The organism is Azospirillum agricola (genome assembly GCF_017876095.1).
GTDB classification, from domain to species: domain Bacteria; phylum Pseudomonadota; class Alphaproteobacteria; order Azospirillales; family Azospirillaceae; genus Azospirillum; species Azospirillum agricola.
Window position 1 is genome coordinate 73,448 of sequence record NZ_JAGINM010000018.1, and the last position, 15,031, is coordinate 88,478.

A 15,031-nucleotide genomic window follows, 5' to 3' on the forward strand; every position below is an offset into this window, starting at 1 on the left:
GGGCATCGACCCGCACCGCCCTTCGCGCTTCAAAGGCGTCGGAGCGCCGCGGTCAGCGGAAGACCACCGTCTTGTTGCCGTTCAGCAGCACCCGGTGCTCGACATGGTAGCGGACGGCGCGCGCCAGCACGACGTTCTCGATGTCGCGCCCCATGGCCACGAGATCGTCGGGCGCCATCGTGTGGTCGACGCGCTCGGCTTCCTGCTCGATGATCGGTCCCTCGTCGAGGTTCGAGGTCACGTAATGCGCCGTCGCCCCGATCAGCTTCACGCCGCGCGCGTGCGCCTGGTGGTAGGGCTTGGCGCCCTTGAAGCTGGGCAGGAAGCTGTGGTGGATGTTGATGACCCGCCCGGCCATCCGCTCGCACAGCGCGCCGGACAGCACCTGCATGTAGCGGGCGAGCACGACCAGGTCGATCCGCTCCTCCTCGACGAGTTCCAGCAGCCGGGCCTCCTGCTGCGCCTTGTTCTCGGGGCCGACGGGGATGTGGTGGAACGGGATGTTGTGCCACGCCGCCAGTTGATAGAAGTCGCGGTGGTTGGAGACGATCGCCGGGATCTCGATCGGCAGGTAGCCGGTGCGGTAGCGGTACAGCAGGTCGTTCAGGCAGTGCCCGAACTTCGACACCATGATCAGCACGCGCTGGCGCCGGCCGGCGTCGTGCAGTTTCCACGTCATGGAAAAGCGGTCGGCGACATGGGCGGCGAAATCGGCATGGAGCGACGCCTGCGACGGGCCGCCGGCCCCGGCGGTGAAATGGATGCGCAGGAAGAATAGGCCCGACACCCGGTCGCCGAACTGGGCGCTGTCGACGATGTTGCAGCTCCGTTCCGCCAGGAAACCGGACACCGCGTAGACGATGCCGACCGCGTCGGGGCAGGAAATGGTCAGGATGTAATCGGAGCCGGTCTCGGACATCGCGCGTCTACCAGTGCGGGCAACGGAAAAGGGGAAGCCTGCGTATCATGAACCGCGCCGCGTTGCACCCGCTCGATTGCGGCGGCACCCTTGCAAGGATGCGGCAACGGAGTTCGGCCCTCTGGCGTCGCACGGGGCGCGGTGCCACAATCATTCGGACAGGCGGCCGCACCGGTCGCGCGCAACGGAGCGTCCCATGGCGTCGCGCGGAAAAGTCGTTGGAGAGTTCAACAAGGGCAAGGTGGACAAGCTTCTGCCGCCGGAAGCCGTCGACATCGGCGCCCGCCACCGCATCCGGCGCTTCCTGGAAAACATGGACGCCGCGATCCTGGAGGCCAACTGCGAGGTGATCGGGCGCGAGTTGCCGAACCTGAACCGCGACACCTTCCTGCGCATGGCGGTGCGGGTGGCAGAACTGCGCGCCGATTATCTCCGCGCCGGCATCAAGGCGGCGGACAGCCGCCATCCCGATGCGGCGGCGGTCGCCGAGCTTGCCCGGCTGCGCGCCGCCTACGAGGAAATGCAATCGGTCTACGAGGCGGCGGAGCGGGTCATCGAGCGCGGTTACGTCAAGCTCGGATGACGGTTCTGGCTCCCTCGCCGGTCTCCTTATTCGGCGCACCGCCGAGAAGGGGGTAAAAAAGGCCGCAAGCTTCGTGCATCCGGAGAGCGAACGGCTCCCTGGAAGCGGGGCTTGATGCTCCGGACCGGGCGCCCGGCTTCAGACGTCCCGGAAATGCTCCAGTTCGCGGCGCAGGCTGCTCACCTCCTGCCGCAGGCCGATCAGGCGCCCGACGTCGGGCGTGGAGCAGCGCTCCTCCTTCTCCAGCTCGTCCTCGACCTCGCGCTGCTCTTGCCGGATGATGTTGAACAAGGCTTTCCTCAACATCGTTACCTCCCGAGCTTGTCTCTAAAATTTTAGCGCTTTCCGACTCCATCTTCAAGCAACTGTTCACCTGTGTCGAATCATCATAGGGTCAACCCCGGAGGTATGACGAAGCGCACATCAATATTCGAAGGCGGTAACCTTGCGTCACTTGAAAACACTTTTTCGCACACCCACTGGTTAGCGGCTCGCCAGAACCGGCCAAGCTCACGGCAGGGGTCGCCCGCAACACGCAATGTTATGAAACCGGTGTGTGGAATCATGGATCGCAGACGGCTTTTGGGACTGGCCTTGACGCTGCCTCTGGCGGTTCCGTCCCCCTTCACCGCCCTGCCGGCGCTGGCCGCCCCCGATCCCGTCCCCCGCCCCGGCCGGAAGCCCTCCGCCCGGCCCGGCGGGCCCGGCCCGGCCCGGCGGCCGCGGCTGGTGATGCTCGACCCCGGCCATGGCGGCGCCGACCCCGGCGCCATCGGCACCCGCGGCACCCAGGAGAAGGAGGTCACGCTCGACATCGCCCGCGAGGTGGCCCGCCTGCTGGGCGAGCGCCACCGCGTCACCGCCCGCCTGACCCGCAGCGACGACCGCTTCCTGGCGTTGGAGGAGCGCGTGGCGATCACCCGCAAGGCCGACGCCGACCTGCTGGTGTCGATCCATGCCGACAGCGCCCCAAACCCGCAGGCGCGCGGCCTGTCGGCCTACACGCTGTCCGACAAGGCATCGGACGCCTTCGCCTCGCGGCTGGCGCAGCGCGAGAACCAGGCCGACCGCTTCGCCGGACCGGACTGGAAGGGGGCGACCAAGGTGGTGAAGGACATCCTGCTCGATCTGACCGCCCGCCACACCCGCAACGCCTCGCTGATCGCCCGCCAGACCCTGGTGCGGGGAGCCGGCAAGGACCTGCGCCTGCTCGACAACCCGATGCGCTCGGCCAACTTCGCGGTGCTGAAGGCGCCCGACGTCCCCTCCGTGCTGGTCGAGACCGGTTTCCTGTCGAACCCCCGCGACGAGGAGATCCTGCGCGACGCCAAGGCCCGCCGCGTCGTCGCCCATGTGCTGGCGCGCGAGATCGCCACCGTGCTGACGCTGCGCGGCTTCGCCTGATCCCGGCCCCACCCTGCCCCGCGCGTTCCTTCGCAAGCGCAGCGAGTGCAACATCCGTGCATCACTGACGGACAAATCGACGATGACCCGCAAGACTTCCAAGAATTCCCATTGCCAACCCTCGCCGGCCGTGACTTTTTCCGGCCGCCCGCCACGTCGGCGGCCCGGCGGACGCGCCGGAGAGGGGAGGCATGCTGTGACGGGTCCGAGCCGCCATTCGACGTTCCGGCCGGCGCTTGCGACGTTGACGCTGGTCGGCCTGACGCTGGCCGCCGCCATGGCGCTGCCCGGCTGCGCGCCGCTGGTGATCGGCGGGGCCGGCGCCACCGCCGCCGTGGCGTCGGAGCATCGCGGGCTGAAGGGCTTCGCCAGCGACACCCAGATCCGGGCCAGCATCAACCATCTCTGGCTCCAGCATTCGCTGGAGATGACCAACCGCATCGGCCTGTCCATCAACCAGGGCCGCGTGCTGCTGACCGGCCGCGCGACCGACGCGCAGATGCGGCTGGACGCCGTCCGGCTCGCCTGGCAGGCCGAGGGCGTGCGCGAGGTCATCAACGAGATCCAGATCGACAACGGCGCCGGCATCGTCGACAACGCCCGCGACACCTGGATTTCGACCCAGCTGCGCACCAGGATTACCTTCGATGGCGACGTTCATAGCCAGAACTACAGCATCGATACCGTCGACGGGGTTGTCTATCTGATGGGTGTCGCCACCACGCAGGCCGAGCTGGACACGGTGATCCAGCACGCCCGCTCGGTCGCCAATGTCCAGCGCGTCGTCAACTACGTCCGTCTTCTCGCCAGCCTCTAGATCGAAGCCGCATCGCCATGGCCCCCGCCTTTGCCCGTGTGACCGCGTACGCCCGCACCGCCAGCCTCCTCGCCGCCCTGTTCCTGGCGATGGCGGCGCTGGCCGGCCCCGCCCTGGCGCAGGATCCGGGGCCGGCGAACCGCCTGTTCGTGCAGGCGATGCAGCTCATCCGGCAGGCCGACAACACCTACGACGTCGCCGAGGAATCGCGCCTCCTGAAGGAGGCCGACAAGCTGTTCAACGAGATCGTCACCAAGTTCCCGGACAGCCCGCTGGCGGTGCAGCTCGTCACCAACCAGTTCGTCGGCGACTTCGATTTCTACGAGTTCCGCTCGCGCATCCGCGCCATGGTCTGCAACGAGCCGCTGACCAGCCTGTGCTCCCTGCACCGCATCGGCGAGATGCTGCCGCCGGTGGAGACCCCGATCTCCGCCGCGCGCTGGGACTGGCTGTCCCTGGCCGTCGCCTACCACCAGATCGGCGACCCCGGCCGCGCCAAGGAGATCGTCGCCCCCTTCGTCAGCGCCGTGCGGCGCGGCGGCATCACCGACAGCTCCGGCCAGGATCTGTTCGTCGCCCGCGCGCTGGCCCTGATGGGGCAGACCCAGCTCGCGCTCGACATCACCCGGCAGATCGCCGACTGCTCGACCCGCATCTACAACCTCGCCGACATCGCCAAGGCCGCCGCCTGGCGCGGCGACGCCGGGCTGGCCGGCGCGCTGGCCGAGGAGGCCAAGACCTACGCCACCACCCGCAACTGCTCGTGGGAGCTCGGGCTGGTCTCCCAGGCGCTGCTGCGCGCCGGCAAGGAGGCGCAGGCCCGCACCCTGTTCCTCAACACGGTCGAGACGCAGTTCTCCAAGTTCAAGGAGACGCGCGGCGACTGCTGCCCGCCGGAGCTGGCCGTCGCGGCGGCGGAGATGGGCGACGCCCCCCTGGCGCTCAACCTGCTGCGCACCGTGCAGGACGAGAATCCCTGGACCATTCCGGCGGTGCTGGGACGGCTGGCCCGCCGCGGCGAGACCGTTGCCGCGCTGTCCTACGCCGAGCAGGTTTCGGACATCGACACGCGCGGCGAGGCGCTGGCCGAGTTGATCGAGGCGGCGCACAAACGCAACGATTCCGCCGGCGCCAACGACCTGCTGCGCCGCCTGAACAAGCTGGTCGACGAGGCCGCCGGCCGCCGGCCCGGCCTGCTGGCCCAGCGCGCGAAGGCGGAGAAGATCGCCTACAACGACGACCGCTGGCGCCGTTCCTTCCAGCAGGCGATCAACGCGGCGGAGAAGTCGAGCAACTTCGTCCGGCGCGACATCGGCGCCCCGCTGCTGGCCGCCCTGGTCCGCATCGAAACCGGCCTGCCGATGCTGGACTGACTCCGCGGCCGGCTTGATGAGGCCGCATGGATGGATCGCCGGCGGTTGCTTGGACGCTCATGAGCGCTCGGCGGCCTCCGGTTCCGTCGCCGACCGGTACCACTCCGCATAGGGCGTCGTCCGCGCCATGTGCCGGTTGAGGTCGGGCGCCCCATCGGACCACCACACCGCCCCGCGTTCGCCGAGCGCACGCTTGGCATGGTCGACCACCATGTGCGCGGTCGCCTCGGCGTCGCGATCGGACGCCCGCCGCGCCGCCGCGACAGCCCGGCGCGCGTCCATCAGGCCGACGACCAGTCTCTCACGCTCCGCCTCGGGCAACGCAGGGTTGGCCGCCCGCCACAACCGCCCCCGGACCACGATGTAGCGGCCGTCCGGAGTGACGAGAGGCGGGCGCTTGGCTGGCACGGATCGGCTCACGCGGCGTGATGGTTCGGAAAACCCTCAGATAGATGGGGCCGCTGGTTTGTCGAGCCCTTCCCCTTCCCGTCACCGCCGGAGGGCGGCGCCATCGCGGGCGCCTTCCGGCGCTGGCCGGGCGAGATCCGAACGGTCCGGCCCCATCCGGAAGCCCGGCGGGATGCTATTGATTCCGTTGATCATCTCATCGTCGTCCGGCATCCCCCGAGCGGATGGAAATCACCATAAAGCGCTGATTTGCCGCAGAGAATACAGGCCGACAACGGATTAGAATCCAGCTATGGCCGTGGACGGAACGGCGCTGGCTCTGCGGAAAATCAATGACCGACCTTCCCAACATCCGCCACCTGCGCGCCTTCCGGGAGGTTGCGCGGCAGCGCAGCATCAGCCAGGCCGCCGAGCGGGTCCACCTGTCCCAGCCGGCCATCACCCAGGCCATCGCCAAGCTGGAGGCTCAACTCGGCACCGCGCTGTTCGAGCGCCGCTTCGACGGCATGCCGACCACCACGGCCGGAGCCCTGTTCCTCGACCGGGTGGAGCGCATGCTGGAGGGCCTGCGCAGTGGCGCCCGCGAGGCGGTCCGTGTCGGCGACCGCAAGGCGGCGCGCGGCTTCGCCGATTTCGACCAGCTCCTCACTGCCGCCCAACTCCGCGCCCTGGTCGCCATCGCCAACGCCGGAAACTTCAGCCTCGCCGCCCGCGCGGTGAACATCGCCCAGCCCTCCATCCACCGCGCCGCCCGCGACCTGGAGCGGCTGTCGGGGCTGTCGCTGTTCACCCGCTCGGCGGCTGGGATCACCCTGACCGCCGCCGCCAAGGCACTGGTCCAGCATGTGAAGCTCGCCATCGCCGAACTGGAGCAGGGCTTCGCCGAGCTGGCCGACCATCTCGGCACCGACCAGAGCCGCATCGTCGTCGGCAGCATGCCGCTGGCCCGCACCCACATCCTGCCGACGGCCATCAACGCGCTGGCCGCCGAACGGCCGGAGGTCCGCATCCAGGTCGTCGACGGTCCTTACGACGACCTGCTGCACGGGCTGCGGCACGGCGAGATCGACGTGCTGATCGGCGCGCTGCGCGACCCGGTGCCGATCGACGACGTGGTGCAGGAAACCCTGTTCACCGACCCCCTGGCCGTCGTCGTCCGCGCCTTCCACCCGCTGACCCGTCGGGCGGTGGCCCCCGACGATCTGGCCGCCGGCCGCTGGGTGGTGCCGCGTCCCGGCACGCCGACCCGCAAGCACTTCGACGCGCTGTTCGCCGAGCGGGGTCTTCCCCTGCCCGCCGGGATCGTCGAGGCCAGCTCGCTGCAACTGATCCGCGGTCTGCTGCTGGGCAGCGACGCGCTGACGCTGATCTCGCTGCACCAGATCCGGCACGAGCGCAACCTCGGCCTGCTGGTGCCGCTGCCGGTCGAGCTGCCCGGCGGCGAGCGGCCGATCGGCCTGACCCTGCGGCGCGGCTGGCGCCCGACGGCGACGCAGGACCGCTTCCTGTCCTGCCTGCGCGACGCCGGAAAGCAGGCCCGCTAGCGCAAGGCTCGAACACAAAATGAATAATGCTCCCTGTCATTCAATTTCAATGCGGGCTGATTGTTTGCTACCCGATGAGTCATGAGCAGCGGCGACGGAACAGGGCGGCCAGGGAAAGCTCCACCCAGCGGGAGCGGGCCGCCGGCCGAACGCCGGGTCTTTCATCTTCCGGGAGCATCAGCATGAAAATCTGCGTGGCCGGCGCCGCCGGCGCCTTCGGCGTCAAGCATCTCGACGCCATCGCCGCCATCGACGGGATCGAAGTGGTCTCGGTCGTCGGCGGCGGCCCGGACGACATCGAGGGCTTCGCCAAGCAGCGCGGCATCCCGCACTGGACCAAGGATCTGTCCGAGAGCCTGGAGCGGCCGGAGGTCGAGGCGGTCATCCTGGCGACCCCCACCCCGGTCCACGCCTCCCAGGCGATCCAGTGCCTGGAGGCCGGCAAGCATGTGCTGGTCGAAATCCCGATGGCCGACAGCCTCGCCGACGCCGAGCGGCTGGTCGAGGTCCAGAAGCGGAGCGGTCTGGTGGCGATGGCCGGCCACACCCGCCGCTTCAACCCGAGCCACCAGTGGATCCGCCAGCGCATCCAGGCCGGCGAGCTGACGATCCAGCAGATGGACGTGCAAACCTACTTCTTCCGCCGCACCAACATGAACGCGCTGGGCCAGCCGCGCACCTGGACCGACCATCTGCTGTGGCACCACGCCTGCCACACGGTCGACCTGTTCCAGTACCAGACCGGCGAGGTGGCGAGCCGCGCCCACGCGCTTCAGGGGCCGCCGCACCCCGAGCTGGGCATCGCCATGGACATGAGCATCGGCCTGAAGGTGCCGTCCGGCGCCCTCTGCACCCTGTCGCTGTCCTTCAACAACAAGGGACCGCTCGGCACCTTCTTCCGCTACATCTGCGACAACGGCACCTACATCGCCCGCTACGACGACCTCTACGACGGCAACGAGCAGAAGATCGACCTCAGCGGCGTCACCGTGTCGAACAACGGCATCGAGCTGATCGACCGCGAGTTCTTCGCCGCCATCCGCGAGGGACGCGAACCGAACGCCAGCGTCGCCCAATGCCTGCCGGCGATGCGCACGCTCGACCGGCTGGAGAAGGCGCTGGCCGACTGACGTCGCCTTTCGCCGGCGCGCCTTTGGAAGGAGCATCCCGCCCCACCCGTCATGCCCGGCCTTGTGCCGGGCATCCACGGCCGCAAGTCATGCGAGGCTGATTGGACGTTGACGACCGGGGCAAGCCCGATCGCGGCGAACAGAGAGACATGCCGCAGCGCGGGAAGACACTCGAAAATTTTGCGGGAAGCTTGCCGAACATTTTACGACGCCTGACGCGAACGCCATCGGGGCGCCGCTGCATCGACAGCAGCGGCGCCCCGATGGCGTTTCGGCGAAACGAAGAGCCGTCCCTCCCCCGCATGGATGCGAGGGAAAGGCGGCAGCCCATCGTCACGCGCTTTCCAGAACCAGCAAGCCGGCCCCGGTGTTGGAGATCGGAATGTGGTAGTTGCTGTGGACCTTCGACACCTTCTCCCCCAGCGCACCGCGCATGATCAGCCACAGGATCAGCTCGGCCCCCTGGGCTCCGGCGAGCCGCACCAGATCATGGATGGAGTAGCGCGCCAGAGCCTCCGGCTCGTCGACGATCTTCTCCAGGCACATCAGGTCGAACTCCTTGTTGATGAAGCCCGCCCGCTCGCCGTCGAGCTGGTGCGACAGGCCGCCGGTGCCGAGCACGACGACCTTCTTGTCCTTGCCGTAGGACTCCACCGCCCGGCCGATCGCCTGCCCCAGCTTGAAGCAGCGGGCCGGGCTCGGCAGCGGGTGCTGCACCGTGTTGACCGCCACCGGGATGGTCTTGACGGTCATCTTCGAGCGGTCCGGCCACAGCAGCGACATCGGCACGGTGAAGCCGTGGTCGACCGCCATCTCCTGGCAGGAGCAGATGTCGAACTCGTCGGCCACCAGCGATTCGATGAGGTGCCAGGACAGCTCCGGGTCGCCCTCGTAGGGCGGCAGCGGCTGCAACCCCCAGCCCTCGTCCTTGTTCGTGTACTCGAAGGCGGCGCCGACCGAGAAGGTCGGCATCTTGTCGAGGAAGAAGTTCAGCCCGTGGTCGTTGTAGACCACGATGGCGACGTCCGGCTTGACCTGGTCCAGCCATTCGCGGACCGCCGGATAACCGTCGAAGAACGGCTTCCAGTAAGGGTCCTCGAACAGTTCCTTGGCGATGGCGTTGCCGATCGCGGGGATGTGGGAGGTGGTGACGCCACCGACGATCTTCGCCATGTCAGTGCCCCGCCGCCTGAAGTTTCGCCTTGAATTCCTCGACCGTCAGGCCGGTCTGCTGGGCGCCGACGTCCTGGACGTTCAGCCCGAGCATGCCGACGAACTTGGCGAGGTAGTAGATGTTGCCGCCGGCCGCCAGCAGGTCGAGCGCGTTGCGCGCCTTGATCGCCGCCCGCTGCGCGTCGTTCAGCCCGTACTTGGTGCAGTAGGCGTCCTCGTCGGCGAGGAACTCGGCCCGGCTGGCCGCCTCGTTGAAGGAGTAGCACATCTTGTTCAGGGCATAGCCGCGCATCGCCATCGTGCCGTCGAAGATGGTGGTGCCGGGAATCGGGTCCCGTGTCGGGGAGGGTTGCATGGGCATGGGCGCTTCCTCTTTCGGACTTTTCTTGTGACCGTGGTTTTTGCGGTTGCGGGTCAGCTCCAGTAGAGCCGCATCGGGTTGTCCACCAGCAGCGCCTTCTGCTTGGCGGCGTCGGTGGCGATGTGGGGGATGACGTCGACCAGCGCGCCATCGTCGGGCATGTGGGTCGTCATGTTCGGGTGCGGCCAGTCGGTGCCCCACAGCACGCGGTCGGTGAAGCGGTCGACCAGCCGGCGGGCGAAGGGCACGACGTCGGCGTAGTTGGTCGCCGGGCCGTCGACGCTGAGGCGCTCGGGACAGCTCACCTTCGACCAGACGTTCGGGTTGTCCGCCATCAGGTCGACGAAGCGCTGGAAGTCCGGGTGGTCGACGCCCTTGGCGATGTCGGGGCGGCCCATGTGGTCGACCACGATGGTGGTCGGCAACTGGCGCAGGAAGGGGATCAGCCCCTCCAGGTCCGGCGCCTCGAAATAGACGACGATGTGCCAGCCGAGCGGCGCGATGCGGTCGGCGATGCCGAGATAGATCTCCTTCGGGGTGGCGTCGACCAGACGCTTGACGAAGTTGAAGCGGACGCCGCGCACCCCGGCCTCGTGCATGTCGTGCAGTTCGGCGTCGCTGACCGACGGGCCGACCGAGGCGACGCCGCGCGCCAGCCCGTTCGACGCCCGCAGCGCGTCGACCAGCGCCCGATTGTCCTTGCCGTGGCAGGTCGCCTGGACGATGACGTTGCGCTCGAATCCCAGGAAGTCGCGCAGCGCGAACAGTTTTTCCTTGGGCGCGTCGCAGGGGGTGTATTTGCGCTCCGGCGCGTAGGGGAAGACGTCGCCCGGCCCGAAGACGTGGCAATGGGCGTCCACCGCTCCCGGCGGCGGCGCGTAGGCCGGCTTGCGCGGGCTTGGATGGAAGGGCATGTAGTTGGCGTCCATCGGACAGACCTCTTCGAAAGCAATGCGCATCGCGCGGCACCGGGGCCCTGGCGCCGGCGGTGGACCCGCCATTGATGAGAGCACTCTCAATCACCGGCGGCGATGATTTGTGTCACCCCCATCATCGTCAAAGCCGCCCCCATTGCCATTTGGAAGCCCGACGCGGCTATTGGCTTTTGCTATAGACCGCCGCGCCGCCGGCCCCGGCCGCGTCCGGCGGTCGGTTTTTCTCGACGGCGGCACCGGAGCGGCCTACCAGTGGAGCGAAACAGGCGGGGATCCCGAAAGCCATGACCACGCAACCCTGGGACGGCAGCGACCGGCTGGTCGCCATCGACATCGAAACCACCGGCCGGCGGATGCCGAAGCTGGAAGACATCCGCAAGGCCCCCAAGGGGCTGCGCCAGCCCGGCCTGGTCATCGAGATCGGCTGCATCGAGCTGCTGCGCGACGGCAAGGGGGAGAATGGAGGCTGGACCAAGGGCCGGACCTGGGAAACCCGCGTCAACCCCGACGCGCCGATCCACCCCGACGCCATCAAGGTCCACAACATCCGCCCCAACGACCTGAAGACCGCCCCGCGCTTTCCGCAGGTGGTCGAGGAGATGATGGCGTTCCTCGGCGACGATCTCCTGATCGCCCACGCCTACAAGAACGAGATGGACTTCCTGAACTACGAGTTCGCCCGCATGGGCAAGGTGCCGTGGGGAACCGAGGTGTTCGGCAGCCCGCGCTTCCTGTGCACCAAGGAGATGTCGCACGAGCATTTCCCCGGCGCCTCGGGATCGCTGGACGCGCTGTGCGACCGGCTGTGGCTCGACCGCAGCGACCGCTTCGCCCACCACGGGGCGCTGCTCGACGCCGACCTGACCGCCGACGCCTTCCTGAAGATGGCCTACGGCGACCTCGGCCCGCGCGACGCAAGCTTCGGATAGGTGACGCAAGCTTCGAACATTAAGGATCCGCGGGCCGGACCGTCACGCCGTTGTCATGGACAAGGCGTAGACACGGGACGGCGCCGCGTGTTCCGCGCGGACCCAAGACGATGCGCATGGAGATTGCAGACATGAAGGCCACCCTCGCCACCCTCGCCTCGGCGGCAGTGCTGTTGTTCGGGCTGTCGGCGCAGGCCGCCTCCGGCAAGCTGGTGCTCTACACCTCGCAGCTGGAGGCCGACGCCAAGCAGACGGTCGAGGCGTTCAAGGCGCGGAATCCCGGCGTCGAGGTCGATTGGGTCCGAAGCGGGACCACCGAGCTGATGAACAAGCTGCGCGCCGAGATCGCCGCCGGCGCCCCCCAGGCCGACCTGCTGCTGATCGCCGACGCCGTCACCATGGAATCGCTGAAGGCCGAGACGCGCCTGCTGGCCTACAAGGACGCGCCGGTCCAGGGCTACCGCCCCGGCACCCACGACGCCGACGGCACCTGGTTCGCGACCAAGCTGATCACCACGGGCATCGTCTACAACACCGCCGCCCCGATGAAGCCGGCTTCCTGGACCGACCTGACCAGGCCGGAGGCCAAGGGCACCACGGTGATGCCGAGCCCGCTCTATTCCGGCGCCGCCGCCATCCACATGGCGGCGGTCAAGGAACAGCCGGCGCTCGGCATGGCCTATTACGAGGCGCTGGCCCGCAACGGCGTCACCGCCGCCAAGGGCAACGGCGGCATCCTGAAGGCGGTGGCCGGCGGCGAGAAGCTGTACGGCGTGATCGTCGATTACCTGCCGATCCGCGAGCAGGCCAAGGGCGCGCCCGTCGCCTTCGTCTTCCCCAAGGAGGGCGTCAGCGCGGTGAGCGAGCCGGTCGCCATCCTCAACACCACGAAGAACCCGGACGCCGCCAAGGCCTTCGTCTCCTTCCTGCTCGGCCGCGAGGGTCAGGAGCTGGCCTCGCGCCAGGGCTTCCTGCCGGCGCTGCCCGGCGTGAAGGCGCCGGACGGTTTCCCCGACCCGGCGACCATCACCCTGATGCCCTACGACCCGGCCAAGGCCCTGAGGGACGACGACGCCAACAAGAAGGCCTTCGCCGACCTGTTCGGCGGTTGAAGCGGGGTGCGTTGGGCATGAAGGGTTCGGCATGACGAGCGCGGCGCTGCCCGGCCGGCGGCGGGCGGAAACGTCCCGCCGCTTCGGCCTTCCCGGCGGTTCCTGGCTGTCGGTCCTGGTCTGCGCGGCCGTGCTGCTGCCGATCCTGCGCCTGCTGTGGGAGGTCGCCGGGCCGGCGCTGGGCGGCGACGTGACGGCGCTCGCCCGCGTGCTGGACTCGCCCATGACGTGGCGGGCCACCGGCAACAGCGTCGCCATCGCGCTGGGCGCCACCCTGGTCGCCGGGTTGCTCGGCGGCCCCTTCGCCCTGCTGGCCGGGACCACCGACCTGCGCGGCAAGACGGCGCTCGCCTTCTGCCTGATCCTGCCGCTGATGATCCCGCCGCAGATCATCGCCATGTCCTGGATCCACCTGACCGGCCCCGGCAGCCCGCTGCTGAAGCCGCTCGGGCTGGCGCCGCCCACCGGCACGCCCAACCCGGTGCATTCCTCGGCCGGACTGATCCTGGTGATGGGGATCGAGCACGCGCCGCTGGTCTTCCTCGCCTTCCGCGCGGCGCTGCGCGGGGTGCCGCGCGATCTGGTCGAGGCGGCGCGGGCGACCGGCGCCGGGCCGTGGCGGGCGCTGGCCGGGGTGGCGCTGCCGCTCGGCGTCCCCGGCTTCGCCGCCGGGCTGGCGCTGGCCTTCGTGGCGGCGCTCGGCAATTTCGGCGTGCCGGCGCTGCTGGCCATCCCGGCCGGCATCCCGACCCTGCCGACGCTGATCTACCGCCGGATGTCCGGCTTCGGCCCGTCGGCGCTGCCGGAGGTCGCGGTGCTGGCCTTGCTGATCGGCGCCATCGCCTGCCTCGGCATCGCCGCCCAGATGATCTGCCAGCGACGCCTGCACGCGCGGGTCGCCGGACGGATCGGCACGACGGCGGTGCTGCCGCTCGGCCGCTGGCGGCTGCCGGTGGAGGTCGCCTGCTGGGTGGTCGTGGCGCTGGTGCTCGCCGCCCCGCTGGCCGCCCTGCTTTCCGCCAGCCTGATCCGTGTCTACGGCCTGCCGCTGGGCCCCGGCACGGCGACGCTCGCCCATTACGCCACCGTGCTCGGCCTCGACCAGGTCGGGCGGGCCTTCCGCAACTCGCTGCTGCTGTCCGGGGCGGCGGCGCTGCTGCTGGCGCTGGTCGCGGTCCCGCTGGCCCACGCCATGACCGGTCCGGGCCGCGCCGGGCGCATCGCGCGGGCCGTCGGCGTGCTGGTCGAGCTGCCGCACGCGGTGCCCGGCGTCGTGCTGGCGATCGGCTGCATCCTGGTTTTCCTCAAGCCGCTGCCGCTGCTGGGCGTCGGGCTGTACGGCACGCTGGGCATCATCCTGGCCGCCTACCTCGCCCGCTTCCTGTCGTTGGCGCTGCGTCCGGCGCAGGCGGCCTGCGCGGCGCTCGCCCCGACTCTGGAGGAGGCTGCGCGCTCCTGCGGCGCCGGCCCGCTGCGGCGCCTGCTGACCATCGTCACCCCGCTGGTGGCGCCCGCCGTGGCGGCCGGCGGCGTGCTGGTGTTCCTGACCACCTTCAACGAGCTGACCGTCTCCATCCTGCTGTGGTCGCAGGGGACCGAGACGCTGGGCGTCGTCCTCTACGCGCTGGAGGAGGGCGGCAGCCCGACGCTGGGCGCGGCGCTGAGCATCCTCACCATCGTCCTGATCGTCGCCGTCATGCTGGCGGTCGGCGCGCTCGGCCGCCGCCTGCCGTCGGGCATCATCCCCTGGCGGGACTGACCATTCCGCCCTACCGTCCGACGGTGGATTTGCGGGCCGACAGCAGGATGTTCGTCTCGGTCGAGGCGATGCCGGGGATCTGCCGCATGCGGCGCAGGGTGTCGTCGAAGCCCTCCAGCGTCTCCGTCTCGATCTCGGCGACGATGTCCCAGCGACCGTTGGTGGTGTAGAGCGTCCGCACCTCCGGAAAGCCGTTCAGCCGCGCGATGACCGCCTCCGCCGCGCGGCCCTCCACCTCGATCATGGTGATCGCGCGCAGCATCCGGCCCTGCGTGTCCGAACGGACCACCACGGTGAAGCCGACGATCACATGGTCGGCGACCAGCCGGTCGATGCGCGCGCGCACCGTCGCCCGCGCCAGCCCCAGCTCCTCGGCGAGGCTCGCCACCGAGCGGCGCGAATCCGCGCGCAGCAACCCGAGCAGGCGGTGATCGAGATCGTCCATGCCGAAATGGTAAATCAAGCTTGCCAAACTGTCAAAACGACCACGCGTTTCTAACGGTCTGCCGGCTTTTTACCGCCTCCTCCGTCCCCGATACTGTTGGCGGACCAAGCGCAAACGCAGCCACGGGGACAGGGAACGA

16 protein-coding genes are annotated in these 15,031 nt (G+C 69.2%); 9 read left to right on the forward strand and 7 right to left on the reverse strand.

What is annotated here, in order from left to right; translation table 11 throughout:
- Window positions 1-52: 52 nt before the first annotated feature.
- Entirely contained in the window at window positions 53-919 is an 867-nt protein-coding gene (gene purU / locus J2847_RS23980) for a formyltetrahydrofolate deformylase (protein ID WP_209781314.1), read from the reverse strand.
- Between the two features lie 196 nt (window positions 920-1,115).
- Here purU and J2847_RS23985 point away from each other — a divergent pair, with 196 nt between their 5' ends.
- Window positions 1,116-1,502 carry a hypothetical protein gene (locus J2847_RS23985; protein WP_085553840.1) on the forward strand — a complete coding sequence of 129 codons (387 nt, stop codon included), beginning with the start codon at window positions 1,116-1,118 and terminating at the stop codon, window positions 1,500-1,502.
- Window positions 1,503-1,640: 138 nt separating this feature from the next.
- On the opposite strand, the gene J2847_RS23990 is transcribed toward J2847_RS23985, so the two are convergent.
- On the reverse strand, window positions 1,641-1,808 hold the full coding sequence (locus J2847_RS23990; RefSeq protein ID WP_179166113.1) for a hypothetical protein: 168 nt from the start codon (window positions 1,806-1,808) through the stop codon (window positions 1,641-1,643).
- A 288-nt stretch (window positions 1,809-2,096) separates the two neighbouring features.
- Between J2847_RS23990 and J2847_RS23995 the strand changes: the two genes are divergently transcribed.
- The 3 genes from J2847_RS23995 (at window position 2,097) to J2847_RS24005 (ending at window position 5,096) form a co-directional block, all read left to right on the forward strand.
- Complete coding sequence (locus J2847_RS23995; protein ID WP_233474751.1) at window positions 2,097-2,906, forward strand: N-acetylmuramoyl-L-alanine amidase family protein; 810 nt, start codon at window positions 2,097-2,099, stop codon at window positions 2,904-2,906.
- A gap of 196 nt (window positions 2,907-3,102) precedes the next feature.
- Window positions 3,103-3,723: a BON domain-containing protein gene (locus J2847_RS24000; protein WP_325169473.1), complete on the forward strand. Its 621-nt coding sequence runs from the start codon at window positions 3,103-3,105 to the stop codon at window positions 3,721-3,723.
- Window positions 3,724-3,740: 17 nt separating this feature from the next.
- Complete coding sequence (locus tag J2847_RS24005; protein WP_209781317.1) at window positions 3,741-5,096, forward strand: hypothetical protein; 1,356 nt, start codon at window positions 3,741-3,743, stop codon at window positions 5,094-5,096.
- A gap of 57 nt (window positions 5,097-5,153) precedes the next feature.
- Here J2847_RS24005 and J2847_RS24010 read toward each other — a convergent pair whose 3' ends face one another.
- On the reverse strand, window positions 5,154-5,504 hold the full coding sequence (locus J2847_RS24010; RefSeq protein WP_209781318.1) for a hypothetical protein: 351 nt from the start codon (window positions 5,502-5,504) through the stop codon (window positions 5,154-5,156).
- 332 nt (window positions 5,505-5,836) lie between these two features.
- Between J2847_RS24010 and J2847_RS24015 the strand changes: the two genes are divergently transcribed.
- Complete coding sequence (locus J2847_RS24015; RefSeq protein WP_209781319.1) at window positions 5,837-7,048, forward strand: LysR family transcriptional regulator; 1,212 nt, start codon at window positions 5,837-5,839, stop codon at window positions 7,046-7,048.
- Between the two features lie 182 nt (window positions 7,049-7,230).
- The gene (locus J2847_RS24020) at window positions 7,231-8,178 is read left to right on the forward strand and encodes a Gfo/Idh/MocA family oxidoreductase (RefSeq protein WP_085553834.1); all 948 of its coding nucleotides are present in this window, start codon (window positions 7,231-7,233) and stop codon (window positions 8,176-8,178) included.
- Between the two features lie 333 nt (window positions 8,179-8,511).
- Here the strand turns inward: J2847_RS24020 and J2847_RS24025 are convergent, their stop codons facing one another.
- From J2847_RS24025 to J2847_RS24035, 3 genes are read right to left on the reverse strand one after another with little or no spacing between them, the layout of a single operon-like run.
- Window positions 8,512-9,351: a class III extradiol dioxygenase family protein gene (locus J2847_RS24025; RefSeq protein WP_209781320.1), complete on the reverse strand. Its 840-nt coding sequence runs from the start codon at window positions 9,349-9,351 to the stop codon at window positions 8,512-8,514.
- A gap of 1 nt (window position 9,352) precedes the next feature.
- Entirely contained in the window at window positions 9,353-9,712 is a 360-nt protein-coding gene (locus J2847_RS24030) for a protocatechuate 4,5-dioxygenase subunit alpha (protein WP_223677658.1), read from the reverse strand.
- 53 nt (window positions 9,713-9,765) lie between these two features.
- On the reverse strand, window positions 9,766-10,641 hold the full coding sequence (locus J2847_RS24035) for an amidohydrolase family protein (protein ID WP_209781321.1): 876 nt from the start codon (window positions 10,639-10,641) through the stop codon (window positions 9,766-9,768).
- Between the two features lie 290 nt (window positions 10,642-10,931).
- Between J2847_RS24035 and J2847_RS24040 the strand changes: the two genes are divergently transcribed.
- From J2847_RS24040 to J2847_RS24050, 3 genes are all read left to right on the forward strand, one after another.
- Window positions 10,932-11,576, forward strand: coding sequence for a 3'-5' exonuclease (locus J2847_RS24040; protein WP_209781322.1), 645 nt, complete (start codon window positions 10,932-10,934; stop codon window positions 11,574-11,576).
- A 131-nt stretch (window positions 11,577-11,707) separates the two neighbouring features.
- Entirely contained in the window at window positions 11,708-12,688 is a 981-nt protein-coding gene (locus J2847_RS24045) for an ABC transporter substrate-binding protein (RefSeq protein WP_209781323.1), read from the forward strand.
- A gap of 31 nt (window positions 12,689-12,719) precedes the next feature.
- Window positions 12,720-14,447 carry an ABC transporter permease gene (locus tag J2847_RS24050; protein ID WP_209781324.1) on the forward strand — a complete coding sequence of 576 codons (1,728 nt, stop codon included), beginning with the start codon at window positions 12,720-12,722 and terminating at the stop codon, window positions 14,445-14,447.
- Window positions 14,448-14,457: 10 nt separating this feature from the next.
- Here J2847_RS24050 and J2847_RS24055 read toward each other — a convergent pair whose 3' ends face one another.
- Window positions 14,458-14,892, reverse strand: coding sequence for an Lrp/AsnC family transcriptional regulator (locus J2847_RS24055; RefSeq protein WP_209781325.1), 435 nt, complete (start codon window positions 14,890-14,892; stop codon window positions 14,458-14,460).
- Window positions 14,893-15,031 lie beyond the last annotated feature (139 nt).